This window comes from Gordonia sp. SCSIO 19800 (genome assembly GCF_018132775.1).
GTDB classification, from domain to species: domain Bacteria; phylum Actinomycetota; class Actinomycetes; order Mycobacteriales; family Mycobacteriaceae; genus Gordonia; species Gordonia hongkongensis.
The window spans coordinates 133,307-157,412 of sequence record NZ_JAGRQM010000005.1; the positions used below are offsets into that span (position 1 = coordinate 133,307).

At 68.8% G+C, this 24,106-nt stretch carries 21 protein-coding genes; 16 read left to right on the plus strand and 5 right to left on the minus strand.

Annotated features, from left to right (window positions below):
* The first annotated feature begins 197 nt into the window (after nt 1–197).
* The 5 genes from KB201_RS08020 (at nt 198) to proB (ending at nt 7,320) form a co-directional block, all read left to right on the plus strand.
* Nucleotides 198–3,710, plus strand: coding sequence for a translation initiation factor IF-2 N-terminal domain-containing protein (locus KB201_RS08020; RefSeq protein WP_211538774.1), 3,513 nt, complete (start codon nt 198–200; stop codon nt 3,708–3,710).
* A gap of 283 nt (nt 3,711–3,993) precedes the next feature.
* A complete protein-coding gene (gene rplU / locus KB201_RS08025) occupies nt 3,994–4,305 on the plus strand; it encodes a 50S ribosomal protein L21 (RefSeq protein WP_004019625.1) in 312 nt (103 codons plus the stop codon).
* Nucleotides 4,306–4,343: 38 nt separating this feature from the next.
* Complete coding sequence (gene rpmA, locus KB201_RS08030) at nt 4,344–4,607, plus strand: 50S ribosomal protein L27 (RefSeq protein WP_004019626.1); 264 nt, start codon at nt 4,344–4,346, stop codon at nt 4,605–4,607.
* A gap of 95 nt (nt 4,608–4,702) precedes the next feature.
* Nucleotides 4,703–6,172 carry a GTPase ObgE gene (gene obgE / locus KB201_RS08035; protein WP_078112230.1) on the plus strand — a complete coding sequence of 490 codons (1,470 nt, stop codon included), beginning with the start codon at nt 4,703–4,705 and terminating at the stop codon, nt 6,170–6,172.
* Nucleotides 6,169–7,320: a glutamate 5-kinase gene (gene proB / locus KB201_RS08040; protein ID WP_078112231.1), complete on the plus strand. Its 1,152-nt coding sequence runs from the start codon at nt 6,169–6,171 to the stop codon at nt 7,318–7,320. The genes obgE and proB overlap by 4 nt, the downstream gene beginning before the upstream one ends.
* A 163-nt stretch (nt 7,321–7,483) precedes the next feature.
* Here proB and KB201_RS08045 read toward each other — a convergent pair whose 3' ends face one another.
* The 4 genes from KB201_RS08045 to ectA form a co-directional block, all read right to left on the minus strand.
* Complete coding sequence (locus KB201_RS08045; RefSeq protein ID WP_211538775.1) at nt 7,484–8,359, minus strand: Sir2 family NAD-dependent protein deacetylase; 876 nt, start codon at nt 8,357–8,359, stop codon at nt 7,484–7,486.
* Nucleotides 8,360–8,407: 48 nt separating this feature from the next.
* Nucleotides 8,408–8,839 (minus strand): ectoine synthase, encoded by a 432-nt coding sequence (locus tag KB201_RS08050; protein ID WP_058250063.1) that lies wholly within the window; start codon nt 8,837–8,839, stop codon nt 8,408–8,410.
* The gene (ectB, locus tag KB201_RS08055; RefSeq protein WP_078112436.1) at nt 8,836–10,107 is read right to left on the minus strand and encodes a diaminobutyrate--2-oxoglutarate transaminase; all 1,272 of its coding nucleotides are present in this window, start codon (nt 10,105–10,107) and stop codon (nt 8,836–8,838) included. The genes KB201_RS08050 and ectB overlap by 4 nt, the downstream gene beginning before the upstream one ends.
* A 229-nt stretch (nt 10,108–10,336) precedes the next feature.
* Nucleotides 10,337–10,864: a diaminobutyrate acetyltransferase gene (gene ectA / locus KB201_RS08060; protein WP_078112233.1), complete on the minus strand. Its 528-nt coding sequence runs from the start codon at nt 10,862–10,864 to the stop codon at nt 10,337–10,339.
* Between the two features lie 164 nt (nt 10,865–11,028).
* Between ectA and rsmD the strand changes: the two genes are divergently transcribed.
* From rsmD to mutM, 6 genes are all read left to right on the plus strand, one after another.
* A complete protein-coding gene (rsmD, locus tag KB201_RS08065) occupies nt 11,029–11,580 on the plus strand; it encodes a 16S rRNA (guanine(966)-N(2))-methyltransferase RsmD (RefSeq protein WP_078112234.1) in 552 nt (183 codons plus the stop codon).
* Between the two features lie 16 nt (nt 11,581–11,596).
* A complete protein-coding gene (coaD, locus tag KB201_RS08070; protein WP_078112235.1) occupies nt 11,597–12,085 on the plus strand; it encodes a pantetheine-phosphate adenylyltransferase in 489 nt (162 codons plus the stop codon).
* Nucleotides 12,086–12,202: 117 nt separating this feature from the next.
* Entirely contained in the window at nt 12,203–13,072 is an 870-nt protein-coding gene (locus tag KB201_RS08075; protein WP_078112236.1) for a DivIVA domain-containing protein, read from the plus strand.
* A gap of 93 nt (nt 13,073–13,165) precedes the next feature.
* A complete protein-coding gene (locus KB201_RS08080) occupies nt 13,166–13,798 on the plus strand; it encodes a DUF177 domain-containing protein (protein WP_171011583.1) in 633 nt (210 codons plus the stop codon).
* Nucleotides 13,791–14,516 (plus strand): ribonuclease III, encoded by a 726-nt coding sequence (gene rnc / locus KB201_RS08085; protein WP_065628999.1) that lies wholly within the window; start codon nt 13,791–13,793, stop codon nt 14,514–14,516. The genes KB201_RS08080 and rnc overlap by 8 nt, the downstream gene beginning before the upstream one ends.
* A 33-nt stretch (nt 14,517–14,549) precedes the next feature.
* Nucleotides 14,550–15,461 carry a bifunctional DNA-formamidopyrimidine glycosylase/DNA-(apurinic or apyrimidinic site) lyase gene (gene mutM / locus KB201_RS08090; RefSeq protein WP_078112237.1) on the plus strand — a complete coding sequence of 304 codons (912 nt, stop codon included), beginning with the start codon at nt 14,550–14,552 and terminating at the stop codon, nt 15,459–15,461.
* Between the two features lie 37 nt (nt 15,462–15,498).
* On the opposite strand, the gene KB201_RS08095 is transcribed toward mutM, so the two are convergent.
* A complete protein-coding gene (locus KB201_RS08095; protein WP_078112238.1) occupies nt 15,499–16,377 on the minus strand; it encodes a hypothetical protein in 879 nt (292 codons plus the stop codon).
* A 134-nt stretch (nt 16,378–16,511) separates the two neighbouring features.
* On the opposite strand from KB201_RS08095, the gene KB201_RS08100 reads away from it, so the two are divergent.
* From KB201_RS08100 to KB201_RS08120, 5 genes are all read left to right on the plus strand, one after another.
* Nucleotides 16,512–16,970: an OsmC family protein gene (locus tag KB201_RS08100; protein WP_058250071.1), complete on the plus strand. Its 459-nt coding sequence runs from the start codon at nt 16,512–16,514 to the stop codon at nt 16,968–16,970.
* 4 nt (nt 16,971–16,974) lie between these two features.
* The gene (locus KB201_RS08105; protein ID WP_058250072.1) at nt 16,975–17,265 is read left to right on the plus strand and encodes an acylphosphatase; all 291 of its coding nucleotides are present in this window, start codon (nt 16,975–16,977) and stop codon (nt 17,263–17,265) included.
* A gap of 43 nt (nt 17,266–17,308) precedes the next feature.
* Nucleotides 17,309–20,917, plus strand: coding sequence for a chromosome segregation protein SMC (gene smc / locus KB201_RS08110; RefSeq protein ID WP_078112239.1), 3,609 nt, complete (start codon nt 17,309–17,311; stop codon nt 20,915–20,917).
* Nucleotides 20,914–22,500 (plus strand): signal recognition particle-docking protein FtsY, encoded by a 1,587-nt coding sequence (ftsY, locus tag KB201_RS08115; RefSeq protein WP_078112240.1) that lies wholly within the window; start codon nt 20,914–20,916, stop codon nt 22,498–22,500. The genes smc and ftsY overlap by 4 nt, the downstream gene beginning before the upstream one ends.
* Before the next feature lie 231 nt (nt 22,501–22,731).
* Entirely contained in the window at nt 22,732–24,081 is a 1,350-nt protein-coding gene (locus KB201_RS08120) for an ammonium transporter (protein ID WP_176455891.1), read from the plus strand.
* Nucleotides 24,082–24,106: the final 25 nt, after the last annotated feature.

Consider the following 24,106-nt stretch of genomic DNA (forward strand, 5'->3'; position numbering starts at 1 on the left):
CGCCTGTGCCCGGTGGCGTGGAAAGCGATCAGGGACGCGGTCATCGACACAGCAAGAGCGTCGTCGGACGATCCGTGAGACGGACCGCCGCGACGACGCGCAGACCACACAACACCGGTCCGACGAGGACCGGGACACAGAGCAGACCCTCGCGTGGCCGCGTCAGCCCGACGCGCCCGGGGGTTCGAGGAGACTGAGTGACCGACAACGGGTCGCCGGCTGACGCGAACGCAGCGTCGGAATCGGCGGAAGAATTTCCCAGCAAACTTCGTGTGCACGCCCTGGCCCGCTTCCTGGGCCTGACGAGTCGACAGGTTCTGGCTCACCTGGCGAATCTCGGCGTGCAGACCCGCAGCCCGCAATCCAGCGTCGATCGTGACCTGGCGAAAGCTGTGGCCGAACGGGTGCGCTCCGGCGTCGACGAGACCGGCGAGACGCCGCCGCAGGCCGCCCCGGCCGGCGACGCGGCTCTGCCTGACGCCGCTGCCGACACGACGCCGGCCGAGGCCCCTGCCGACACCCCGCCGACGGACGCGGCACAGGCCGAGGCGGCATCGGTCGAAGCCGCACCAACCGAGGCGGTGTCCGCCGAAGCGGCCCCCGCCGACGACGCACCGACGGCCGAAGTCGCATCGACCGAGGATGCTGCACAGACCACCGCCGACGACTCGCCCGCGGCACCGGCCGCGGCCGAGGCCCCGACGTTGTTCTCGGCCGCCCAGTACGACGCACCGGTGCCAGTCCCGGCCGCGGGGACCGACGCCTCGGCCGGCGCGCAGCCGCTGTTCCTGCAGCCTCAGGCCCCGGCCGACAAGCCCCGCGCCGCCCGCTCGGGTCGTGCGAAGACCCGCGCTGAGACGGGCGCGAAGGACGAGTCGGCGGACACCCCGGCAGAAGAGTCCGCCGCTGCCGAGACCGCGACCTCGACATCAGCGAACGCGCCCGCCCGTTCGGACAGGTCGAGAGCCGATGATTCGACCACAGCTGACCGAGACGCCGACGTCTCGACCCGGGACGACTCCGGCGCCGACGACGCCGATGATTCCAACGCTGATGATTCCAACGCCGATGATTCCGGGTCGGGTCGGAGCCGCCGGCGTCGACGCGGGCGTCGTGGACGCGGGCGCGGTCGGGGAGACCAGGGGGGCGACTCTGATTCGGACACCGATGAGTCCGACGCCGAGGCGTCCGATGCCGATGAGTCGACCGGCGACGGAGTAACCGATGCCGCCACGGACTCGGAGGACACCACGTCCGACGAGTCGGCCGAGGACTCGCGCTCGGAGGAGGGCCGTCCGTCGGGCAAACGCACCCGCCGCCGCAGCCGTCGTTCTGGTGCGGACAAGGCGGAGGACTCCGAGGCGTCCGGCGCCGCGGGCGACCGCGCCGACGAGTCCGGCGACGATGCCGACACGGCCGACGCCGAAGACGCATCCGATGACGACGACTCCGGTGATTCCTCGTCGACTCGCCGCCGCCGTCGCCGCCGTCGCCGCAAAGGTGGCGGCGAACCCGATGAGGCGTCTCCCGACGATCCGCCGAACACGGTGGTGCACGAGCGTGAGCCGCGCAGCAAGCGCGCCCGCGATGAGGTGCAGGGAATCTCGGGATCGACTCGACTCGAGGCCAAGCGGCAGCGCCGGCGCGACGGGCGCGATGCCGGCCGGCGTCGTCCGCCGATCCTGACCGAGTCTGAGTTCCTGGCGCGCCGTGAGGCGGTCGACCGCGTCATGGTCGTCCGAGAGCGCAGCGCGAACAGCCGCATTTCCGGTAACGACGGGCACGAGCACGCCGCGGTCGAGGACTACACGCAGGTCGCGGTCCTCGAGGACGGTGTCCTCGTCGAGCATTTCGTGACGACCGCGACGTCGTCGTCGATGGTCGGCAACATCTACCTCGGACGCGTCCAGAACGTCCTTCCGGGGATGGAAGCCGCATTCGTCGACATCGGTCGCGGACGCAACGGCGTGCTCTACGCCGGTGAGGTCAACTGGGACGCTGCCGGACTCGACGGCGGTTCGCGCAAGATCGAGCAGGCGCTCAAGCCCGGCGACAACGTGCTCGTCCAGGTCAGCAAGGACCCGGTGGGTCACAAGGGCGCCCGTCTGACCACGCAGATCTCCCTCGCCGGCCGCTACCTGGTGTACGTGCCCGGCGGTTCGTCGACCGGGATCAGCCGCAAGCTGCCCGACGTCGAGCGCAAACGTCTCAAGCAGATTCTGGCGAAGCTCGTCCCCGACGAGGCCGGGGTCATCATCCGCACCGCGTCGGAGGGAGTCAGCGCCGAGGAACTCGGTGCCGACATCGCCCGCCTCGAGTCGCAGTGGAAGTCCATCGACGAGGCGGTGGCCCAGGCCAAGAAGGGTGGGTCGTCGAGCCCGAAGCCGCTGTACGAGGAGCCCGACCTCCTGGTTCGCGTCGTCCGTGATCTGTTCAACGAGGACTTCAAGAAGCTCGTCGTCGAAGGTGACAAGGCCTGGAACCTGGTCGAGGGTTACGTCAGCTCGGTGGCCTCGGATCTCATGGAGCGGGTCGAGAAATTCGACAAGCCGCACGCCGACGCGCCGGATTCGTTCGTCGTGCACCGCATCGACGAGCAGCTCGCGAAGGCGCTCGACCGCAAGGTGTGGCTGCCCTCCGGCGGCACGCTGATCATCGAGCACACCGAGGCGATGACCGTCGTCGACGTCAACACCGGCAAGTTCACCGGCTCGGGTGGCAACCTCGAGGAGACGGTGACGCGCAACAACCTCGAAGCCGCCGAGGAGATCGTGCGGCAGATGCGGTTGCGCGACATCGGCGGGATGATCATCGTCGACTTCATCGACATGGTCCTCGAGTCGAACCGGGATCTGGTGCTCCGCAGGCTCACCGAGGCGCTCGCTCGTGATCGCACCCGTCACCAGGTGTCCGAGGTGACCTCGCTGGGCCTCGTCCAGATGACACGTAAACGTCTGGGAACCGGTCTGCTGGAAGCGTTCTCGACCACCTGCACCGCCTGCAGCGGTCGAGGCATCATCGTGCACGCGAATCCCGTCGAGGTGAAGACCGACGACTCTTCGCGTGGCGACGGTGCCGGTTCGAAGCGGTCCCGTCGAGGCAAGAAGAAGGCCGACGCGCAACCGGAGGCAGTCGCCCCGGCCGTCGCGCCCGCTCACAAGCCGGCCGAACACCCGATGTTCCGGGCGATGGCGGCGCACGCGCACGACGACGAACACGACCAGGAGTCCGGCGCGACCACCGACGGTGACACCACGAGTCGGGCCGAGGACGCACCGAAGCCCGTCGTCGAGGCGTCGTCGCCGCAGCAGACGGCCGACAGCCGGGTGGACACCGCTGTTGCCGAGCCGACCGAGACCCTGCCGTATCCGGTGGCGACGGAACCGGCTGAGATGGATTCGGCTGGGACGGAATCGGCTGAGTCCGAACCTGCGGCGGTCGAGACGGAGCCCGAGCCGGCCGGCTCGGCCACCGACGGACAGGCTCCGGCGGCCGCACGGCGTCGTCGGCGGGTCGTCCGGCGTCCGGCGCAGACGACCACACCGCCGGACACCGTGGTGATGACCGCGGCGGATGTCGCTGCGGAGACGCCGGTGACGACCTCGGGTCCGGTCTCCACCGGGAACTCGGAGGCGGCGGTCGCGGTACGGCGCCGGCCGCGCAAGCGCAGCGCGGGCCGTCCCGCGGGACCGCCACCGGCCGACGACTGACCCGGGTGACCGGGCCGCGTCGGACCCGGGTCGGGCTAGTTTGACCCGACCGCCGACGTTCCCGTAACCTTGGAAAGTCGCCTCCCGCGGAGGGTCTGCGCTGTTCTGCCCGCTTCGGCACAGCAACGGTGCGTAGTCCGTCGGCAGGCCCTCTGGTGCGAACCGCAGCTTCCCCGGCCACATGCCCGGGTGCCCTGCGGCCCGCCCCGGCACGCACAACACAAACGCCCCAGGAGCGCTCGCGCCCCCAGGGTCCGAGTAGACGAGTAAGAGGAATACTTCGATGGCAACGTACGCGATCGTCAAGACCGGCGGTAAGCAGTACAAGGTCGCTGAAGGCGACACTGTGAAGGTCGAAAAGATCGACGGAGAGATCGGCAGCACGGTGAGCCTGCCGGTCGCGTTGGTCGTCGACGGGTCGAACCTGACCACCGATGCCGACAAGCTGGCCAAGATCTCGGTCACCGGCGAGGTCGTCGACCACGTCAAGGGCCCCAAGATCCGCATCCACAAGTTCAAGAACAAGACCGGCTACCACAAGCGCCAGGGTCACCGTCAGAAGCTGACGGTCCTCAAGGTCACCGGCATCAAGTAGTTCGACCCGCTTCGAGAAGACCTCAGGAGGACTGACACATGGCACACAAGAAGGGCGCGTCCAGCTCGCGCAACGGTCGCGATTCCAACGCCCAGCGACTCGGCGTGAAGCGCTTCGGCGGCCAGCAGGTGAGCGCAGGTGAGATCCTGGTCCGCCAGCGCGGCACCAAGTTCCATCCCGGCGTCAACGTCGGTCGCGGTGGCGACGACACCCTGTTCGCGCTCGCAGCGGGCGCGGTGGAGTTCGGCTCCAAGCGTGGCCGCAAGACGGTCAACATCGTCCCGGAAACCGCTTCGGTCTGACCTGAGCAACCGGCACGACAAGCTCTTACACAGGGCGGGCAGGGTCATCGCGTACCCCGCCCGCCCTGTTCTTTTTTGACGGAAGAAGGATTTCGATGTCTCGGTTCGTCGACCGCGTGACCATCCACGTCGCCGCGGGGAACGGCGGCCACGGCTGCGCGTCGGTCCATCGCGAGAAGTTCAAGCCTCTCGGCGGACCCGACGGCGGAAACGGCGGCAACGGCGGGTCCGTGCGGCTCGTCGTCGACCCCCAGGTGCACACGCTCCTCGACTTCCACTTCCACCCGCACGCGAAGGCCTCCAACGGCAAGCCCGGGGCCGGCGACAACCGCGACGGCGCCACCGGCGGCGACCTCGTCCTCAAGGTTCCCGACGGCACGGTCGTCCTCGACGAGCGCGGCACGATCCTCGCCGATCTGGTCGGCGAGGGGACGGTCTTCGAGGCCGCGCAGGGGGGCCGCGGCGGGCTGGGGAACGCGGCGCTCGCGTCGAAGGCGCGCAAGGCCCCCGGCTTCGCCCTGCTGGGCGAAGAGGGGCAGCAGCGTTCGCTGGTCCTGGAACTCAAGTCGGTCGCCGACGTCGGGCTCGTCGGTTTCCCGTCGGCCGGCAAGTCGTCGCTGGTGTCGGTGCTCTCGGCCGCCAAGCCGAAGATCGCGGACTACCCGTTCACCACGCTGGTCCCGAACCTCGGGGTGGTGCAGACCGCGGGCGACGTGTTCACCATCGCCGACGTCCCCGGTCTGATCCCGGGCGCCTCGACCGGCCGCGGGCTCGGCCTCGAGTTCCTCCGCCACCTCGAGCGCTGCGCGGTGCTCGCGCATGTCGTCGACTGCGCCACACTGGAACCCGGGCGCGACCCGATCTCCGACATCGATGCGCTCGAAGCCGAGCTGGCCGCGTACGTCCCGGCACTCGACGACGACCACGGACTCGGCGACCTCGCCTCCCGCCCCCGCGTGGTGATCCTCAACAAGCTGGACGTACCCGACGCCGCCGAGCTCGCCGACCTCGTCGAACCCGAACTGGCCGAACGTGGTTGGCCCGTATTCCGGATCTCGGCGGTCGCCCACGAAGGTCTGCGCGAGCTCACCTTCGCACTGGCGCGGATGGTGCGCGAATACCGAGATGCCCAGCCCGCCAAGGTCGCCCGGCGCGCGATCATCCGCCCCAAGGCCGTCGACGACACCGGCTTCACGATCGAGACCGACCCGGACAACGAGGGCGGCTTCATCGTCCGGGGTTCGCGCCCGGAGCGGTGGATCGCGCAGACGCAGTTCGACAACGACGAGGCCGTCGGCTACCTCGCCGATCGGCTCAACCGGCTCGGCGTCGAAGACGAACTGGTGAAGCGGGGTGCACAACCGGGTGCGCCCGTCACCATCGGTGCGGTCACGTTCGACTGGGAACCGTCCACGCCGATGGGCGACGACGTCCCGATCACCGGGCGCGGCACCGACATCCGGCTCGATCGTTCCGATCGCGTCGGCGCTGCCGAACGCAAACAGGCTCGTCGCCTGCGGCGCGGGCTGCCGGACGAGGACGGCGGGGAGCGGGACCTCCCGTGAGCACCGGTTCCGCCGACCGCGTTCGCGAGGGGTCGGTACGCGACCGGATCGCGCACGCGCGCAGCGTGGTCGTGAAGATCGGGTCGTCGGCACTCACCGACCTCACCGAGGGACTCGACCGCAACCGCCTCGACGCACTGGCCGACGCGCTCGAGGCCCGGATGCGGGCCGGGTCGGATGTCATCGTCGTGTCCTCGGGGGCCATCGGGGCCGGGATCGCCCCGCTCGGACTCAAGAAGCGGCCCACGGATCTCGCCACCAAGCAGGCGGCGGCAAGCGTCGGGCAGCTGGCCCTCGCACATGCGTGGGGTACGTCGTTCGCGCGCTACGGCCGCACCGTGGGGCAGGTCCTGCTCACCGCCGACGACATCTCCAACCGCGGTCACCACGCGAATGCCCAACGGACACTTGACCGTCTGCGTTCACTCGGCGCCGTGGCGGTGGTGAACGAGAACGACACCGTGGCCACCAACGAGATCCGTTTCGGTGACAACGACCGGCTGGCCGCGCTCGTTGCCCATCTGTCGGGTGCCGATGCGCTCATCCTGCTCTCCGACGTCGACGGGCTCTACGACGGTGATCCGCGCCGGGTCGACGTCGACGGCCGTCGCGCCCGGTTGATACCCGAGGTCAACGGCCCTGAGGATCTCGACGGGGTGATCGCCGGATCCGGCGGCGCGCTGGGTACGGGTGGCATGGCCTCCAAGCTGGCCGCGGCCCGCTTGTCGGCGGATGCCGGCGTGCCCGTACTGCTGGCGGCCGCCTCGTCGGCGGCGCAGGCGCTGGCCGACGCCTCGGTGGGCACGGTGTTCGCCGCGCGGCCCGAGCGGCTGTCCGCGCGTCGGTTCTGGGTGCGTCACGCCGCCGACGCGCGGGGTCGGATCGTGCTCGACGACGGCGCCGTGGACGCGGTGTCGCGCAAGCGGCGTTCACTGCTCGCCGCGGGGATCGTCGGGGTCACCGGCAGGTTCTACGAGGGCGACGTCGTCGAACTCGTCGACCAGTACGACACGGTGCGGGCCAGGGGAGTCGCGGCCTACGGCGTCGACGACATCGCGTCGATGGTCGGCCGCTCCACCGGCGATCTTCCGCCCGAACTACAGCGCCCGGTGGTGCACGCCGACGATCTGGTGGTCGTGGGCCGCTGACGCGTCCTGCCTTCGCTCCCTGAGGAGGCCAGGAGTTTGCGAAGGGCCCCTCCCCACTGCTCCCTGAGGAGGCCCGGAGCTTGCGAAGGGCCCTCCCCACTGCTCCCTGAGGAGGCCCGGAGCTTGCGAAGGGCCGTCACGAAGGGTCGTCGCAACAACAGCCTCAGAAAGTCGTGAGCGCCGGGAGCACGAACCCGGCCTCGTGATCGATCTTCAGGGTCGCGATCTCGTCGGCACGGGTGACCCCGCGGTTCACGATGATCAGCGGCTTGCCGGCGCGGTGCGCGCGCCGCGCGAATCGCAGGCCGGACATGACGGTGAGCGACGACCCGACGACAAGCAGGGCGTCGGCCTCGTCGACCATATACGCCTCGTCCACAACGTCTTTCGTGACCGTCTCGCCGAAGTAGACGATGTCGGGCTTCAGGATGCCGCCGCAGTTCGGGCAGTCGATCATCACGAAGTCGGACGTGTCGGACAGCGTCGCGTCGGCGTCCGGCGCGACCTCGATGGCACCGCGGCCGTTGACCCGACGCGCGAACTCGGTGTTGATCTCTTCGAGTTGTCCGGCGAGCCGGTGACGGGAGATACGCCAGTCGCAGTTCAGACAGCGGACACGGCCGTAGCATCCGTGGAGTTCGATGACCCCGCGGGTGCCGGCCTTGGTGTGCAGCATGTCGACGTTCTGGGTGAGCACCCGCGACATCCACCCGCGCTGCTGGAGTTCGGTGAGCGCCAGATGGGCTCTGTTGGGGACCGCGGCGTCCATGTGCCGCCAGCCGAGGTGGTTGCGTGCCCAGTAGTGGCGTCGGAAGTCCGGCGACGAGAGGAACATCTCGAGGGTCATGGGCGTCCGCGGCGGCGAGCCGGGACTCCGGTAGTCGGGGATGCCGGAGTCGGTGGAGATGCCGGCGCCGGTCAGAACCGCGAAACGGCGTCCGGCGAGGATGTCGGCGGCCAGTGCGATCCGGTCCGCGACGTCATCGTCGAGGGGGGTGTGTTCGGCCGGGGCGGAGCCGAGCTGGAGACGAGTACGCACCCTGCCCAGGATAGGCAGGGTGCGTACTCAAGGTGTCTGCGAGAGCCGTCAGGTGACGGGCGTCTCCGCGTGCTTGCCGGCCGGCTGCGGCACGGTCACCAGCGGATACACGCCGTTCTCGTCGTGGACTTCGGTGCCCACGACAGGCGGGTTGAACACGCACAGCATGCGCATCTCGGTGTCGGCGGTGACGGTGTGCCGCTCGTGGCCGTTCAGCAGGTACATCGTGCCCGGCGCGAGCGGATAGGTCTCGCCGGTCTCTCGGTCGAGGAGCGTGCCGGTGCCTTCGACGAGCCAGACGGCCTCGACATGGTTGGCGTAGTGGAACTCGTTGACCGAGCCGGCCTTGATCGTGGTCTCGTGGAACGAGAAGCCCACATTGTCGCCGCCGAGGATGATGCGCTTGGAGACCCAGTTGCCCTTGGGGTCGGCGACGTCGCGGTCGGTCCCGGTGATTTCTTCAGTGGTTCGGACGATCATCCGATCACCTCCTTGACTGCATCGGACAGGATGGACAGGCCGCGGTCGAGGTCCTCGCGCGAGATGGTCAGCGGCGGGAGCAGCTTCACCACCTCGTCGGACGGGCCCGACGTCTCGGCCAAGAGTCCCGCGCCGAAGGCCTGCGCGCAGACCTTGCCCGCGGCGGTATGGTCCTCGAACGCGAGTCCGCGCACCATGCCACGCCCCCGGGTGGAGATGCCGTCGTAGCGGTTGCACAGGTCGGTGAAGACCTCGTGGATCCGCTCGCCCTTGGCATGGATGTCGCGGGTCAGCGCGTCGTCGGCCCAGTAGGTCTCGATCGCCTTGGCGGCGGTCACGAAGGCCGGGTTGTTCCCGCGGAAGGTGCCGTTGTGCTCGCCGGGGGTCCACACGTCGAGCTCGGGCTTGAACAGGGTCAGCGCGAACGGCAGCCCGTAGCCGCTGATCGACTTCGACAGGGTGACGATGTCGGGCTTGATGCCGGCTTCCTCGAACGAGAAGAACTCGCCGGTGCGGCCACAGCCCATCTGCACATCGTCGACGATCAGCAGGATGTCGCGACGCTGGCACAGGTCGGAGAGGGCCCGCAGCCACTCGGCACGAGCGACGTTCACGCCGCCCTCGCCCTGGACGGTCTCGACGATCACCGCCGCCGGGCGGTTCAGGCCGCTGCCCGAGTCGTCGAGCACACGCTCGAACCAGGCGAAGTCCTCCATGACGCCGCCGAAGTAGTTGTCGAACGGCATGGGCGTCGCATGGACGAGCGGGATACCAGCGCCGGCACGCTTCATCGAGTTACCGGTCACCGACAGCGATCCGAGCGTCATGCCGTGGAAGGCGTTGGTGAAGCTGATGATCGACTCGCGACCAGTCACCTTGCGCGCCAGCTTGAGTGCCGACTCGACGGCATTGGTACCCGTCGGGCCGGGGAACTGGATCTTGTAGGCGAGTCCGCGCGGCTCGAGGATGTGGCTGGTGAACTTCTCGATGAAGTTCCCCTTGGCGACGGTCGCCATGTCGAGACCGTGGGTGATGCCGTCGGACTCGATGTACTCCAGGAGGGCCTTCTTCAGAACCGGATTGTTGTGGCCGTAGTTCAAGGACCCGGCGCCCGCGAAGAAGTCGAGGTATTCGCGGCCGTCCTGATCGGTGATGTAGGAGCCCTTGGCGGTGGTGAACACAGCCGGCCAGTTACGGCAGTAGCTGCGCACCTCGGATTCGTGGGCGGTGAAGACTGAATCGTCCATGTGGGTGTCGAGAAGTGGCATGTCGTGTGCTTCCTTCTGGTGTGACAACGTGGGGTTCATGTGTCCGGCTCGGGGTCGCGTCATCGCGATCGCCGGGTTCGGCTGAGCCCCACGGGCTGGGGTCGGCCTTTGGTCGGGATGTCATGCGGGACAACCGATTACGGGGTCGGCAGGATGGAAACCTTGCGCGCGTGCCGCATCTGAGGCGTCGGCCCTGTGGTCCAAGACGACGACCGGGATCGCGCCGGACTCAGGGCTCGGGGATCTCCGGCTCGAGCATGTAGAGATCTTCCCGCGCGTGGGAGTCGGGGAATGCGTTCGCCGCGAACAGGTCTCGACGCTCGAAACGAAGTCCGCGGGCCTTGGCCACCGAGGCGAACAAGCGTTGGGACGGGACGTTGTCCGGGCTGATTGTCGTGTGCATGGCGACCATGCCCTGACGGTTGACGCGGTCGAACAGCTCGTGCAGCATTTTCGCCGCGATGCCGTGTCCGCGCACCTCGTCGTCTACGGCGACCTGCCAGACCATCAGGGTGGAGGGGTCGCTCTGCCGCCGGTAGCCGGTGACGAAACCGACTGCGCGGCCATCGACTTCGGCGACGATCGAGGTCGTGGCGAAATCGTGGCACCACAGCACGTAGGCGTAGCTCGAGTTGACGTCGAGAACCTGTGAGTCCGACGCGATTTCCCAGAGGCGGATACCGTCGTCGACCGTGGGAACCCGGTAATCGACGGTGAGGGTTGTTGTCGGGGCCGTTCTTGTTTGGGAAGGGCTCATAACGCAATCGACGTTAACAATGCGTGTCGTAGAAGTCATGTACCTGCGGAAATTGGTCCGCGGAACGCCTACCTTGTCCCTGTTCAGACATGCAATGTGAAGCGGGTCACAAAGACGTGATTCCGGATTGGTTCGGGTGGCTTCCGGGGTTGCAGAATGGCCTCATGACGAGGATCATCGCCGGCCGGCTGGGTGGGCGCCGACTGCGTGTTCCGGGCGAGGGTACCCGGCCCACTTCTGACCGGGTTCGCGAATCGGTGTTCAACATGTTGGCCGCCCGATCCGATCTGGACGGAGTCTGGGTCCTCGACCTGTACGCGGGATCGGGGGCGCTGGGTCTCGAGGCGATCTCGCGTGGTGCTGCAGGGGCGACGTTCGTCGACTTCGGGCGCCGGGCCGCGGTCACGATATCCGCCAACGTGCGGGCCTGTGGGGTGGCCCCGAACGCCACCGTACATACGCGCACGGTGTCGGCCTACCTCGCCGGCGCCGCGGAACGGCGGTTCGGCCTCGTCTTCTCCGATCCGCCGTACGACCTCCAGGCCGACCGGATCACCGCGGACCTGGCGCTGCTGCGGTCACACCTGGACGACGACGCGCTGATCGTCGTCGAACGCTCGACGCGGTCCACCGGCGAGATCTGGCCATCCGAATACGAGGTGGTCGTCGACAAGTCCTATGGCGACACCCGGGTGGAGATTGCCCGCCTGGTCTGACCGGTAAGTTCGGGCCATGACGACGGCAGTGTGTCCCGGTTCCTTCGATCCCTTCACCCTCGGCCACCGATACGTGGTGGAACGCGCTGCGGCGTGTTTCGACGAGGTCGTGATCACCGTGGTGGTCAACCCCAACAAGCGAGGCATGTTCGGTGTGGACGAGCGGATCGAACTCATCGAAGAGGACTGTGCGGACCTGGCGAATGTGCGGGTGGACCGGTGGGAGGGCCTGCTCGTCGACTACCTGCGGCAGGAGTCGATCCACACCATCGTGAAGGGGCTGCGCTCCGCCGTCGACTTCGACTACGAGGTGCCGATGGCCCAGATGAACCGCGAGCTCGCCGATGTGGAGACGATCTTCCTGCTGACCGACCCGCGATTCGCCCATGTCTCGAGCTCGCTGGTGAAGGAGGTGGCGAAGCTGGGGGGAGACGTGACGCCCTTTTTGTCCGCACATGTCCACAAGAGCCTGATGAGCCGGCTGTCCGGCGAGCTCTCGGCCTGACCCTCGGTCGGGCGCGACACACCCCACGCGCTTCACGAGTCACAAGCGCAACATTCGGCACAATAGTCACAGAATCACCAACTGTTGCAACCAGGCAAGCGCCGGATTGGGGTGGCTGTGTACCGGGTATTTGAGGCTCTCGACGAGCTGGTCGCGATCGTCGAAGAGGCGCGGAGTGTGCCGATGACCGCCGGGTGCGTCGTGCCGCGCGGTGACGTGCTGGAACTCCTCGACGACATCAAGGACTCCATCCCCGGCGAGCTCGACGACGCGCAGGATGTCCTCGACCAGCGTGACACGCTGATCGGTGATGCCCGCGAGCACGCCGAGACGACGGTGTCCAAGGCGGATTCGGAGTCCGAGGCGGTCCTCGCGCACGCTCGCGCCGAGGCCGACCGGATCCTCTCCGAGGCGAAGGCGCAGGCCGACCGTATGGTCGACGAGGCGAGCGCGCACTCGAGCTCGCTGGTGGAGGACGCCGCCGAGGAGGCACACCGTCTGCAGACCAGCGCGGCGCGCGAGTTCGAGGCCGTCACCGGTCGGGCGCGGGCCGAGGCGCAGCGCACCATCGACGCCGCCAACAACTCCTACGACAAGTCGGTGGCCGACGGTATCGCCGAGCAGCAGCGCCTCGTCTCCGAGACCGAGGTCGTCGGTGCGGCGAAGTCCGAGGCCGAGCGGATCATCGACGCCGCGCACGCCGAGGCCGACCGCCTGCGCGGTGACTGTGACGTCTACGTGGACGAGAAGCTCGCCCAGTTCGAAGAGATCCTGACCGGCACGCTGCGATCGGTGAACCGGGGTCGGCACCAGCTACGGACCGGCGCCGGCATGCACGACTATGTCGAGTACCCCCGTGGTGTCGACGAGTCCGGGCGTGGCGACGGTGCGCGTTCGCGCGAGTCCCGTGGCGACGATCCCCGCTCGCGCGAGACCTCGGCCCGCCACACCTACGACCGTGACCACGGTTCGCCGCTCGCGGTGTGACACGCTCGTCGACCCGGCTGTCCACTCGCCGCCGGCGTCGGTCGATCATTCCCGGGTGCGAGCGTATGGTGGGCGTTTGTGGCTGATCATGCTGTGACATCAGAGCCGTCGCACGGTCCCGGTTCTACTCCCAGGCGCGAGCCCTTCGTGCTGGATGTGCGTTCGATGGGACGCCGCCCGGGCACGATGTCGGAGGTGCACCGTACTGTCCGGACACCCGAACGGCTGGGCGTCGAGATGGTCGGGATCCCAGCGGATTCCGATGTCGACCTCGACCTCCGTCTGGAGGCGGTGTCCGAGGGAATCCTGGTGACCGGGACGGTGTGCGGTGAAACCGTCGGTCAGTGCTCGCGCTGCCTCGAGCCGATCGACGGCACGGTGACGGTCTTCCTCACCGAGTTGTTCGCCTACCCGGACAGCGCGACCGAGCAGACCACCGACGCCGACGACATCCATCGCATCGCCGACGACCGTATCGACCTCGAACAGTCGATCATCGACGCCGTGGCACTCGAACTGCCGATGTCGCCCCTCTGTTCGTCGGACTGCGAGGGTCTGTGCCAGACCTGCGGGGTGCGTCTGGCCATCGCCGAACCGGGTCACTCCCACGAGGTCATCGACCCGCGCTGGGCCGGACTCGCCGACAAGTTCGCCGACCTCGGGAAGGACGATTCGCCGACGGACGGTGCCGCAAACGACCCCGACCCGGAACGACATCGTGACTGAGGCCGTGCGTGCGGACGGTCCGCGTGCGGCCCTGCTCGACGCGCTGGACACCGACATTCCCGACGACCTGCTGACGCTGGCACTGACCCATCGTTCCTACGCGTATGAACACGGCGGTCTGCCGACCAACGAGCGCCTGGAGTTCCTCGGAGACTCGGTGCTCGGTGTCGTCATCACCCAGCGTCTCTACCTGCGTTATCCCGATCGACCCGAGGGTGAGCTGGCGAAGATCCGGGCCAGCGTCGTCAACATGCATGCGCTCGCCGACGTCGCGCGTGGTCTCGGGGACGAGGGCGGTCTGGGCAAGTACCTGTTCCTCGGCCGCGGCGAGGAGATGACCGGCGGGCGCGACAAGGACTCGATCCTGGCCGATGGTCTGGAGTCGCTGTTCGGCGCGGTCTTCCTCAGTCACGGACTCGAGACCTCGCAGCGTGTCATCCTGCGTCTGTTCGACGAGCGCCTCGAACGTGCCGGCAACCTCGGCGCAGGGCTGGACTGGAAGACGTCGCTGCAGGAGTTGAGTTCGGAGCGCGGGTTCGGTCCGCCGCAGTATCAGATCAGCGCGACCGGTCCCGACCACAACAAGGAGTTCACCGCGACCGCGCTGGTCGCCGGCGAGAGCCTCGGCGAGGGTGTCGGCCGGACCAAGAAGGAAGCGGAGCAGCAGGCCGCCGCACACGCCTGGAAAGTGCTGACCGAGCGCGCGTCAGCGTCGTGAACCCTTCTGTCAGCCGGCTTTTCGCGATCCGCGATGCCTGAACTCCCCGAGGTCGAGACCGTCCGCATCGGTCTCGAGACCCATCTCGTCGGTCGGGTGGTGGCCTCGACCGAGGTCCTTCATCCGCGCGCGGTCCGTCGTCACGCCGGCGGTGAGCCGGATCTGATCGGTCGGCTCGCCGGCAAGCGGGTGACCGGCGTCCGGCGCCGCGGCAAGTACCTGTGGATCGATGTCGCCGACTCCGCCGACCGTGCGGCGCTCGTCGTCCACCTCGGGATGAGCGGCCAGATGCTGATCGCCCGGACCGGAACCCCCGACCACACGCACCTGCGGATCCGCGCGGTCCTCGACGACGAGAACGAACTCCGCTTCGTCGATCAGCGGACCTTCGGGGGTTGGCATCTCGACGACTACACACCCGACGTGTACGCGCCCTCGGGGAGTACGGACACGACCGACCCGTCGCCCGCCGACATCCCGGTCTCGGTGGCGCACATCGCAACCGATCCGTTCGACCCGGCCTTCGATCCCGTCCGCGTGGTGGATCGCATGCGCGCCAAACACTCCGAGATCAAACGGGTCCTGCTGGATCAGACGGTGATCTCCGGCGTCGGCAACATCTACGCCGACGAGGCGCTCTGGCGCGCGCGCCTGCACGGCGCGCGGATCGCCGAGACGATCAGTCGCAAGAAACTGCGCGAACTCATCGATGCCGTCACCGACGTGATGGCGGATGCGCTGAAGGTCGGCGGTACCTCGTTCGACGCGCTCTACGTGAACGTCAACGGACAGTCCGGCTACTTCGAGCGGTCCCTGAACGCCTACGGACGGGCGGGGGAGCCGTGTCGTCGGTGCGGCGCGATCATGCGCCGCGAGCAGTTCATGAACCGTGGCTCGTTCTCGTGTCCGCGATGCCAGCGGCCGCCGAAGGCGAACCCGGGCTGACCGTCCCGGTATTCGCGGCGATGATGCATCGGGAGTATCAGGCCTGGTGTTCGAGGCGGTAGTGCAGGCGAAGCGCGCGGAAACGTCCGACCTTCAGTTCATGATCGGCGCGGAGTACGCCTTCCTCGTCGACATAGACCCGGAAGGATTCCCGTAGCGGCGGCTGCGCCGAATACCACTGGTCGCCGAACCGCACCGACACATAAGCGCCGTCCTCCCCGAATCGCCGAGATCGCGACGCCAAGGTGAGCGTCCGGTCGGCCTCGGCGCGTGGAGCAAGGAAAACGTGGATGTTGCCGAGTTCCAGGGGAAACGCGACGGCGACGTGCGGCTGCGGTTGTCCTGGAAGCGAAGCCGATCGATAGAACCCGCTGTACACAGGGGAATTGTCCAGGCGGAGCCGTCGCAGCCACGCCGCGCCCACTCTGTGTCCTGAGTGGTCGGTGACGACCCGGATCTCGCTGGACATGCCACGGCTGACAGATAGCGGTTCGGTCGGCAGAGCGAGTTGTTCGACGCGCCGCCCGAACAACGCTGCGACCGCCATCCCGCCGGGTGCGAACAGCGGGTTCCACTGCGACCAGACCTCCATCCGCCACGATCCGGTCCGTTCGTAGAAGTCTCGCACCGCGGGGTGCAGCGCTGACGCCCGGAAGTCCGGTCCGTCGAGCACTGCCATGTCTTCGAACAGGCCGGCGGTCGGCGACGGCGGCGCGACCGCACCCTGCTTCTCGTACTGGCGCAGCCAGGCGTCGCCGACCTCGTGCCGGCCATTGTGCGGCGCGCCCAGGAATGCGAACTCAGGCGTCGACATGTCGACCCGCCGGCCGACCGCTCGCCACCACCGACGGCTCAACGGATCCAGCACGTGCATCGTCGGTCGGTGGGTCCTCGTGATTGCGGTTCTGCGACGCATGCGGAAGACCTTAGCCACCAGGCAGACTCACCTCGGCAGACATGCGCCGGGAACAATCGACGTGCCGGGGCTCTTACTATTGGTCGCGATGCCGGCGGCGCCGGCCGACAACATCTTGAGAGGACCCGTCTTCGATGACCACCGAAGCAACTGCCCCCGCGTCCGGGGTTCCCGCCGACCAGGCCCACACCGATCTGTGGGTCGAGCGAACCGGCACGCGCCGGTACACCGGTCGCAGCTCGCGCGGCGCGGAGGTGCTGATTGGCTCGCAGGACGTCGAGGGCGTCTTCACCCCGGGTGAACTTCTCAAGATCGCGCTGGCCGCCTGCACCGGCATGTCGTCGGACCGGCCGCTGGCGCGACGCCTCGGTGACGACTACGACGCGACGATCCGCGTCAGCGGCGACGCCGACCGCGAGAACGAGGTGTACCCGCGCATCGAGGAGATCCTCGAGATCGACCTGTCCGAACTCGAGCCCGACGCCGCGGCCCGGTTGCTCGTCGTCGTCGAACGCGCCATCGACGCGGTGTGCACGGTCGGGCGCACGGTGAAGGCCGGCGCCGAGGTGGATCTGCGGATCGAGACGGAGTGACCGCATGAGCGAGGACGGCACCGACCGCGTCCGGCTCACCGCGCACGTGCACGGGCACGTGCAGGGCGTGGGCTTCCGGTGGTGGACCAGAGCGCGTGCTCTCGAACTAGGGCTCGTCGGTTACGCGTCGAACCGGGCCGACGGCCGGGTGCTGGTCGTTGCCGAGGGGCCACGGGACAAGGCCCTCGCCCTGCTCGACGCGCTCCGGTCGGGAACCACGCCCGGACGGGTGGACCTGGTGGTCGAGCGTGTGGATGAACCGCGCGGGGACCTCGACGGCTTCGTCGAACGGTGAGGAGAGCCGAAACACGTCGCGATGGTGAGTAGTCTGTACCGTCGTGCACCTCAAAAGCCTGACCCTGAAGGGCTTCAAGTCGTTCGCCTCGGCGACGACCCTGCGCTTCGAGCCGGGTATCACGTGCGTCGTCGGTCCCAACGGCTCCGGTAAGTCGAACGTCGTCGACGCCCTGACCTGGGTGATGGGCGAGCAGGGCGCCAAAGCACTGCGCGGCGGGAAGATGCAGGACGTCATCTTCGCCGGCACCTCGGGCCGTCCTCCGCTGGGCCGCGCCGAGGTCACCCTCACCATCGACAACGCCGACGGGGCGCTGCCGATCGAGTACTCCGAGGTGTCCATCACGCGCCGGATGTTCCGCGACGGCGCCGGCGAGTACGAGATCAACGGCAGCTCCTGTCGCCTCATGGACGTGCAGGAGCTGCTGTCGGACTCCGGTATCGGTCGCGAGATGCACGTGATCGTCGGCCAGGGACGGTTGTCGGCGATCCTCGAGTCCCGGCCCGAGGACCGCCGCGCGTTCATCGAAGAGGCGGCCGGGGTCCTCAAACACCGCAAGCGCAAGGAAAAAGCGGTCCGCAAGCTCGACGCGATGCAGGCCAACCTGGCGCGTCTGAACGATCTGACGGCCGAACTCCGTCGTCAGCTCAAACCACTGGGACGCCAGGCCGAGGTCGCCCGCCGGGCCCAGACCGTCCAGGCCGATCTCCGCGACGCCCGGTTGCGCCTGGCCGCCGACGACCTCGTCACCCGCCGCGCCGAGATGGCCGAACACGCCGCCGTCGAGGACGAGGTCCGGCGTCGGCAGGACGAGGTGGCCGCCGAACTCGACCGTGCGAACGCGGAAGTGACCGAACACGAACAGCATCTCGCCGAGATCACGCCCGCCGCGGCCGCGGCCAACCGCGCCTGGTTCCGGTTGTCGGCGCTCGCCGAGCGCGTCGACGCGACCCGCCGGGTGGCCGCCGAACGCAGCCGGTACCTCAGCGAGCCGCCGAGCGAGGCGTCCGGGCCCGACCCGGAGGAGCTCGACGAGCAGGCCCTCGAGGCCGCCGAACTCGAAGCCGAGCTGACCGAGGGTGTCGAGATCGCCGCCGAACAGCTCGAGAGCGCCCGCGAGGTGCTCGGCGAACGCGAGTCGATCGCGGAGGCGGCCGAGGCGGCTCACCTCGCGGCCGTCCGGGCCATCGCCGACCGTCGCGAGGGTCTGGCGCGCCTCGAAGGGCAGGTGGACAACCTGCGGACGCGTTCGGAGTCGGTCGACGCCGAGGCGCACCGCCTCACCGCGGCCATCTCGGCCGCCACCGAACGCGCCGAAGTCGCAGTCACGCAACAGGATTCGGCGGCAAGCGAGCTGGCACAGCTGGAAGCCGCCGAACAGGCGCTCGACGAACACCACGAACGATGCGTGGCCGCGCTGAACCTGTCCAACGAGCGCGTGGCCACCTTGCAGGCCGCGCACCGCGACGCCGAGCACGCCATCGCCTCCTTGTCGGCCCGGGTGGACGCACTCGCCATGGGACTCGAGCGGGGCGACGGCGGCGCATGGCTCCTGGAGAACGCGCCCGACGGCCTGCTCGGACCGATGTCGGAGCTGGTCACGGTCGAAGCGGGTTTCGAGACGGCCATCGCCGGGGCGCTCGGACCCGCCGTGGACGGCATCGTCACCGTGGACGGGATCGCCGCGGTGCGGGCGCTGGCGGCCCTGAAATCGGGCGACGGGGGACGGGCCGCGCTGATCTGCGGCGGACTCACCGGCCCGGACCGATCGAGCGACGTCCCGCTGCCCGACGGGGCGAGGTGGGCGGCCTCGGTGGTCGACACCCGCCCGGAGATCCGCGGTGCGATCGACACCGTCCTGGCCGACACCGTCATCGTCGACGATCCCGCGCAGGGGCTCGAACTCGCCCGCCGTCTCGGCGTGCGCGCGGTGACGCCCGCCGGCGACCGCATCTCGGCGGCGTCGGTCGAGGGCGGTTCGTCACGCCGCCCCTCCACGCTGGAGGTCCAGTCGGCGATCGATGCGGCGACCGCCGAACTCGCCTCGACCCGCAGGCGCGTCGAAGAACTCAAGGCGGCGCTCGCCGGTGCGCTCACCGAGCAGCACGATCGGCGGGAGGCGGCCGAGGAGGCGCTCGCGGCGCTGCACGAGTCCGACGCCGGCGTCGGCGCCGCTTATGAGCAGATGGCCCGGCTGGGCCAGGAGATCAGAGCCTCGCGTGCCGAGGCCGACAAGCTGACCCGACAGCGGAATCTGCTCGAGAAGGGCCGCGAGGAAACCCTCGAGAACCTGCAGGAACTCACCGAGCGATTGCGTCTCGCCCGCGATGAGTCCGAGGTGGGGACCGAGATGTCCGCCGACGACACCGACCGCGCGAACGCCGCGACCGCCGTCGGCGTGGCACGCAGCGCCGAGATGGAGGCGCGCCTGACCCTGCGGACAGCCGAGGAACGCCTGGCGTCGGTCCGGGGCAAGGCGGACTCGCTGCGGCGGGCCGCACAGCGCGAGCGCGAGGCACGCGAGCGGGCTCGTCGGCAGGACGAGATCCGACGGCAGGCCGCCGGGGTCGCGGCTACCGTCGAACGCGCCGGTGCCCAGGTCAGTGAGCGTCTCGCCGCGGCGGTGGCCTCGGCGCAGGCCGGGCGCGACGAACTCGAGGAGATCCGGACCGCCCGCACCGCGACCCTCGACGCGCTCCGGGTGCGGGCTGGCGAACTGACGACCACGCTCAATTCGCTGCGCGACACCGTCCACCGCGACGAGGTGGCGCGGGCCCAGGTCGCGCTGCGGATCGAACAGCTCGAGGAACAGGTCCTCGAGACCTTCGCGATGGCGCCCGACGATCTGATCGCCGAGTACGGCCCCGACGTGCCGATGCCCCCATCGGCGCTGGAGATGGCCGAGTACGAGCAGGCCCGGGAACGCGGCGAGCAGGTCGTCGCACCGGCCCCGATGCCCTACAACCGGGCGACGCAGGAGGCCCGCGCCAAGAAGGCACAGAAGGATCTCAACACGCTCGGCAAGGTGAACCCGCTGGCGCTCGAGGAGTTCGCCGCTCTCGAAGAGCGGTACAACTTCCTGTCGTCGCAGCTCGAGGACGTCAAGGCGGCCCGCAAGGACCTCCTCGACGTCGTGGAAGAGGTCGACGCCCGGATTCTGCAGGTGTTCACCGAGGCGTACGCCGACGTGGAACGCGAGTTCGGCCAGGTCTTCCAGACCTTGTTCCCCGGCGGCGAGGGCCGGCTCGTCCTGACCGAACCCGGCGACATGCTCACGACGGGCATCGAGGTCGAGGCCCGCCCGCCCGGTAAGAAGGTCAAGAGGCTCTCGCTGCTCTCGGGCGGGGAGAAGTCCCTGACGGCGGTCGCGATGCTGGTGGCGATCTTCCGCGCGCGCCCGTCGCCGTTTTACGTCATGGACGAGGTCGAGGCCGCGCTCGACGACACCAACCTGCGGCGACTGATCACGTTGTTCGCCCAACTGCGGGAGAAGTCCCAGCTCATCGTCATCACCCACCAGAAGCCCACGATGGAGGTCGCGGATGCGCTCTACGGAGTCAGCATGCGCGGCGACGGCATCACGACGGTCATCTCGCAACGCATGCGCGGAGTGAACATGCCCGTCGGTCAACAGGAGGACACCAGCCAGTGAACACCGGAATCATCATCGGCATCGTCGTCGCGGTGCTCGTCGTGATCGCGCTGATCGTGCTCGGGCTGGTGCTGTCGCGCCGCCGGCGCATCTCGCTGACCGACGAGCGGCAACCGGAGATCGTCGACGGGACGACCCGCCAGGTCGACCGGTCCGGGGGCTACCAGGCCGGATCGGGGTTCAGCTTCAGTCGCGGGGAGGCCGCGGGTGACACCGCCCTCGCGGAACCGCCGCGACGGAGGCCGGAACCCCCGGCTCCGGAGTCTGCGACGCCGGCACCCGAGGTGATCCGGCCGCCCGGAGAGCGCACCGATGTCGACGGTCAGCCGGGCGTCGGTGACGACTCCGCGGTGCCGCGGGATTCGATCCGGCGCGGCGTCACCGAGGTGTCGCTGCCCGAGCCGGACACCACCGAACCCGAGACCGCAGAACCTGCCACCGCCCGCCCCGAAACCGTCGAGCCGGAAACCGTCGAGCCCGAGACGGCGGAGCCCGACGTCGCCGAGCCCGCGTCCGCCACTGCCGCACCCGCGCAACCCGAGGTCGCCGAGCCCGAGGTCGCCGAACCCGAACCGGCCACCGCCGAGCCGGCAACGACCGAGCCCGGGACCCGGGTACCCGACGATGTCGCGGAGGCGACCACCGCGCCGCCGCTGGACGAGATCGCGCCGACGGCGGGCCGGATCGGTCGGCTGCGCGGCCGGCTGTCCCGGTCACAGGGCGCGATCGGCAAGGGTGTGCTGGGCCTGCTGGGCGCCGGCGATCTCGACGAGGACAGCTGGGAGGAGATCGAGGACACGCTGGTGATGGCCGATCTCGGTGCGTCCACGACGGCCACCGTCGTCGAGACGCTGCGCACCGAGCTCGCGGCCAACCCGGTCCGCACCGCGGGTGAGGCCCGGGCGTTGCTCAAGCGGGTCCTGGTCGAGCAGCTCGACCCGACGCTCGACCGGTCGATCCGGGCGCTGCCACACGCGGGCCGTCCCGCCGTCGTCCTCGTCGTCGGCGTCAACGGCACCGGCAAGACCACCACGACCGGCAAGCTGGCACGCGTCCTGGTCGCCGACGGGCGTCGTGTCCTGCTCGGCGCGGCGGACACGTTCCGCGCGGCTGCCGCCGACCAGCTGCAGACGTGGGGCGAGCGGGTCGGCGCCGAGATCGTGCGCGGCAAGGAACAGGCTGATCCCGCCGCCGTCGCATTCGACGCCGTCGACCGGGGCATCGAGAGCGGCGTCGACGTGGTCATGATCGACACCGCCGGCCGGCTGCACACCAAGACCGGCCTGATGGACGAGCTGGGCAAGGTCAAGCGCGTCGTGGAGAAGAAGGCGCCGGTCGACGAGGTGCTGCTGGTGCTCGACGCGACCGTCGGACAGAACGGACTGATGCAGGCCCGGGTGTTCGCCGAGGTCGTCAACATCACCGGCGTGGTGCTGACCAAGCTGGACGGCACCGCCAAGGGCGGCATCGTGTTCCACGTCCAGAAGGAACTCGGCGTGCCGGTCAAGCTCGTCGGACTGGGGGAGGGCGCGGACGACCTCGCGCCCTTCGAACCGGACGCATTCGTCGACGCCCTCCTCTGACGCCGGCGGACGCTGCCGTGAAGTCGGGATCTGTGATCGGAAATGTCGGGTCAGACATCGGCCGCGGAGTCTGAGAGACAGCTCGGAGCCGAACTGGGATGTTACATGGGCGAAATACAAACCGCCCAGGGGGTTACGCGCCCGAAACGTCAGGGCACCACGGCCGAAACCGACTGCCGACAATCTCTTTGGAGGCGCCGAGCCGTCGGCGCATCCTGAGGAGGTTTCGTAGTGGAGTTGGCTCAGTTGCCAAACGAATCGTTTGGCCCGATCGACACGGGTAACACGGCATTCATGCTCGTGTCGGCCGCGCTCGTGTTGCTGATGACCCCAGGCCTCGCGTTCTTCTACGGGGGGTTGGCGCGAGGCAAGTCCGTCCTGAACATGATGATGATGTCCTTCGGAGCACTCGCGTCGATCAGCGTCGTGTACGTGCTGTGGGGCTTCTCGATGTCGTTCAGCGACGGGATCACCGGCAGCAGCGACATCGGCGGCATCTTCGCGAACCCGTTCGCGCTCTTCGGGTCCGACCAGCTGATGAGCACCATCGGCGAGGGCGACACCGAGATGTACGTCACCGGCGGCCTGAGCATCCCGGCGATCGTCTTCATGGGATTCCAGCTGACCTTCGCGGTCATCACCGTCGCCCTCATCAGCGGTGCGCTCGCCGAACGCGTCAAGTTCTCCACCTGGATGGTCTTCACCGTCCTGTGGGCGACGATCGTGTACTTCCCGCTGTCCCACATGGTCTGGGGCGGGCTCGTCGGTGGCGGCGGCCTCCTCGGCGGCGGTGAGGACGGTCTGGCGGCCAAGATGTTCGGCACCACCGACGGCGAGGCCAACGTCGCGCCGATCGACTTCGCCGGCGGCACGGTCGTGCACATCAACGCCGGTATCGCGGCGCTGGTCCTGGTCCTCATCATCGGCAAGCGCGTCGGCTTCGGGCGCACCGCCTACCGTCCGCACAACATCCCGTTCGTGATGCTGGGCGCAGCACTCCTCTGGTTCGGCTGGTTCGGGTTCAACGTCGGTTCCGAGCTGGGCGCCGATCTGCTCGCCGGTCAGGTGTGGGTCAACACCACCGCTGCCACCGCCGCGGCGATCCTCGGCTGGCTCGCGGTGGAACTCATCCGCGACAAGCACGCCACCAGCGTCGGCGCCGCCTCGGGTGTGGTCGCCGGTCTGGTCGCCATCACCCCCGCGTGTGGTTCGCTGACCCCGGTCGGCTCGCTCATCCTCGGTGTCATCGCGGGTGCTCTCGCCGCCGTCGCGATCGGCCTGAAGAACAAGTTCGGCTACGACGACTCGCTCGACGTCGTCGGTGTCCACCTCGTCGCCGGCCTCTGGGGCACGGTGGCCATCGGCCTGATCGGCGAGGACGTGGGCCTCTTCTGGGGTGGCGATTACAAGCAGCTGGTGGTCCAGGTCGTGATCGCCTTGTTCGCGCTCGTGTTCACCGGTGTTCTCACCGCGATCATCGCCCTGGTGCTCAAGCCGCTGGGTTGGCGAGTCAGCGACGAGGACGAGAAGAGCGGCATCGACGAGGCAGAACACGCCGAGACGGCCTATGAGCTGGCATGACGCTCGAAGCCATTCGCTACTACGC

Excerpts from the sequence above, each read along its gene's own strand:
- ectB (WP_078112436.1), bottom strand. The coding sequence starts at position 10,107 with ATGCCACTTCTCGACACCCACATGGACGATTCAGTCTTCACCGCCCAC.
- rpmA (WP_004019626.1), top strand. The coding sequence starts at position 4,344 with ATGGCACACAAGAAGGGCGCGTCCAGCTCGCGCAACGGTCGCGATTCC.
- coaD (WP_078112235.1), top strand. The coding sequence starts at position 11,597 with ATGACGACGGCAGTGTGTCCCGGTTCCTTCGATCCCTTCACCCTCGGC.
- KB201_RS08105 (WP_058250072.1), top strand. The coding sequence starts at position 16,975 with ATGAGCGAGGACGGCACCGACCGCGTCCGGCTCACCGCGCACGTGCAC.
- mutM (WP_078112237.1), top strand. The coding sequence starts at position 14,550 with ATGCCTGAACTCCCCGAGGTCGAGACCGTCCGCATCGGTCTCGAGACC.
- obgE (WP_078112230.1), top strand. The coding sequence starts at position 4,703 with ATGTCTCGGTTCGTCGACCGCGTGACCATCCACGTCGCCGCGGGGAAC.
- KB201_RS08095 (WP_078112238.1), bottom strand. The coding sequence starts at position 16,377 with ATGCGTCGCAGAACCGCAATCACGAGGACCCACCGACCGACGATGCAC.
- ectA (WP_078112233.1), bottom strand. The coding sequence starts at position 10,864 with ATGAGCCCTTCCCAAACAAGAACGGCCCCGACAACAACCCTCACCGTC.
- KB201_RS08050 (WP_058250063.1), bottom strand. The coding sequence starts at position 8,839 with ATGATCGTCCGAACCACTGAAGAAATCACCGGGACCGACCGCGACGTC.
- KB201_RS08100 (WP_058250071.1), top strand. The coding sequence starts at position 16,512 with ATGACCACCGAAGCAACTGCCCCCGCGTCCGGGGTTCCCGCCGACCAG.
- rplU (WP_004019625.1), top strand. The coding sequence starts at position 3,994 with ATGGCAACGTACGCGATCGTCAAGACCGGCGGTAAGCAGTACAAGGTC.
- rsmD (WP_078112234.1), top strand. The coding sequence starts at position 11,029 with ATGACGAGGATCATCGCCGGCCGGCTGGGTGGGCGCCGACTGCGTGTT.